Source organism: Actinoplanes sp. NPDC051633, from assembly GCF_040681735.1.
In the GTDB taxonomy this organism is placed as follows: domain Bacteria; phylum Actinomycetota; class Actinomycetes; order Mycobacteriales; family Micromonosporaceae; genus Actinoplanes.
Window position 1 is genome coordinate 1 of the sequence record NZ_JBFAZH010001051.1, and the last position, 2700, is coordinate 2700.

The window sequence follows — 2700 nt, forward strand, 5'->3', positions numbered from 1 at the left end:
ACATGTGTATCAAGGCTTAGAATACCAAATAAAGCACTCAGAAGGCTTTGTAGCGTTTTTGTGGCATTTAGGATATATCATACCTTATTTAATGAACGACGAGATCGAGGAGCGGGTCGCCGCCCTCGAACCGCGGGCCAAGCCGCCGGCCACGGAGAAGACGGAGAAGAGCGCCGAGAAGCACACGGAGCAGGGCACGGAGACGAGCGCGGAGGCCGCGGCGCCGGTACCGGAGGCGATGGCGCCCGCGCGGGCCGCGACCAGCGACGTGGACGAGTTGCTGGACGCGATCGGCGAGGCGCACGCCCGGTTCGCCCCGCTGCGCGGCGGAGGCGTCGAGCTGGACCGGCTGCACCGCTTCGCGGACGCGCTGGCCGATCAGCTGCGCTCGGACCGGCCGGAGGCGGTGCGTGCCGCGCGGTCCACCGCGATGCGGCTGGCCGGCGAGTTCGGGTTGCTGTCGCGCCGGCTGTCCGATGTGGTGGAACAGGTCGAGCGCGAGCTGGACGAGGTGCGCGGCCGGGCCGAGCGGCTGCGCCTGGTCACCGCGTCGAGCATCTTCACCGGGCTGCACCGCGCTGTGCGGGACGCCGCCGAGGCGCAGGGCAAGCGGGTGCGCTTCGAGGGCCGCGGCGGGGACCTGCGGCTCGACCCGCACGTGCTGGGGCTGGTCAGCGGCGCGTTCCTGCACGTGGTGCGCAACGCGGTCGCGCACGGCATCGAGCCCGCGGACGACCGCGCGGCGGCCGGCAAACCCGCGGAGGGCACGGTGGTCGTCGAGGTCGAGCGCCGGGGGCGCTACGCGGCGTTCCGGTGTACGGACGACGGCCGCGGTTTCGACCTCGCCGCCGTCCGCCGGGCCGCCGAGGCGCGTGGCCTGCTGATGCCCGGCAGCACCGAGCCGGACGAGGCGACCCTGGTGGATCTGATCCTGCGCGGCGGGATCACCACTTCGGCCACGGTGACCGAGGTGTCCGGGCGCGGCATCGGCCTGGACGTGGCCCGGGACGTGGCCGACCAGCTCGGCGGTGAGGTCGCGGTCCGCACGGAGGCGGTACGTGGGGCCACAGTGGAGCTCGTCGTGCCGCTGGCCCTGCTGTCGTTGCACGGGCTCGTGGTGGAGGCGGCCGGCGGCGTGGCGACGGTGCCGCTGGACGCCGTGCGGACGTGCGTACGCCTGCAACCGGAGCAGGCCGCGGCGGCCGCGGCGGCCGGCCGGATCGCGCACGACGGTCAGGCTCTGCCGTTCCTGCCGCTGGCCCGCGCCCTCTACTCCGGCGCGACGGTGCCGGACACGGCGGGCCCCGGGGTCGCCGTGATCGTGGCCGCGGACGCCGAGGCGGTGGCGGTCGGCGTCGACCGGCTGACCGGCACGTCGACGCTGGTGGTGCGCCCGCTGCCGGAGCTGGCCCCGGCCGCCGCGGTGATCGGCGGCGTCTCGATGGATCTGGACGGCAACCCGCGGCTGGTGCTGGACGCGCACGGCCTGGTCGCCGAGGCGACGCGCGGTGGCGTCCTCGACGGCGCCGGTCCGGCGGCGCCGGTCGTCCGGCGGCTGCCGATCCTGGTCATCGACGACTCGCTGACCACCCGGATGCTCGAGCGCAGCATCCTGGAGTCGGCCGGGTACGAGGTGGAGCTGGCCGCCTCCGGCGAGGAGGGCCTGGAGAAGGCGCGGTCCCGCGAGTTCGCGCTCTACCTGACCGACATCGACATGCCCGGCATCGACGGCTTCACGTTCGTCGCCGAGACCCGCGCCGACCCCGCTCTGCAGCACGTGCCGGCCATCCTGGTCAGCTCGCGGGCCGGCGCCGAGGACCGGCAGCGCGGCGTGGACGCGGGGGCCAGCGCGTACGTCGTCAAGGGCGAGTTCAACCAGGAGGAGCTGCTGGCCCACATCCGGAGGCTGGTGCCCGCATGAGCAGAGCCACCAGGGCGACTTCGACGAGGGCGACTTCGACGCACTGCGAGGGACGACCGTGATTCGAGTGCTCGTGGTCGAGGATTCCGCGACGATGCGGCATCACCTGCGCAACGCGCTGGCCGCCGACCCTGAACTGCAGGTCGTCGGCGAGGCGCTGGACGGCGGGCAGGCGGTCGAGCTCTGCGGGCGGCTGCGGCCCGACGTGGTCACGATGGACATGATGCTGCCCACGATGAGCGGGCTGGCCGCCACCGAGCACATCATGGCCGACTTCCCCACCCCGATCCTGGTGGTGTCCTCGGCCGACCGGCGCGAGCTGTACAGCACCTACAACGCGCTCGCGGCCGGTGCGGTCGACGTGATGGAGAAGCCCCGCGGCGACGCCTCCGACGCGGGCTGGGAGCAACGGCTCTGCGCGTCGGTGCGACTGGTGTCGCGGATCCGGGTGATCACCCATCCACGGGCCCGGCTGGTGCGCCCGGTGCCGGTTCCCAAGACGCCGGTCCTGCGGTCCACCACGGACAGTGGTCTGCGGTTGCTGGCCCTGGGTTCGTCGACCGGCGGCCCGGGCGCGCTCACCGAGCTGTTGCGGGCGCTCCCCGCCGGGTTCCGGACGCCGGTGCTCAGCGTCCAGCACATCGCGGCGAGCGAGCCGTTCGCGGTGGCGTTCTCCGACTGGCTGGCCGACCAGACCGGGCGCAGCGTGTCCTACGCCGTGGACGGGATGCTGGTGAGCGGCCTCGCCGGTCGGGTGGTGCTGGCGCCGCCGGACCGGC

The 2700-nt window shown here is 73.4% G+C and carries 2 protein-coding genes; both read left to right on the forward strand.

The window, feature by feature from the left end:
* Positions 1-91 precede the first annotated feature (91 nt).
* Positions 92-1921 (forward strand): response regulator, encoded by a 1830-nt coding sequence (locus AB0M20_RS36735; RefSeq protein WP_364305312.1) that lies wholly within the window; start codon positions 92-94, stop codon positions 1919-1921.
* 58 nt (positions 1922-1979) lie between these two features.
* The coding region (locus AB0M20_RS36740; RefSeq protein WP_364305314.1) for a response regulator at positions 1980-2700 on the forward strand (721 nt) is incomplete at its 3' end.

Bases quoted from the DNA above. Each gene is read 5' to 3' on its own strand.
- AB0M20_RS36735 (WP_364305312.1), top strand. From the start codon at position 92: ATGAACGACGAGATCGAGGAGCGGGTCGCCGCCCTCGAACCGCGGGCC.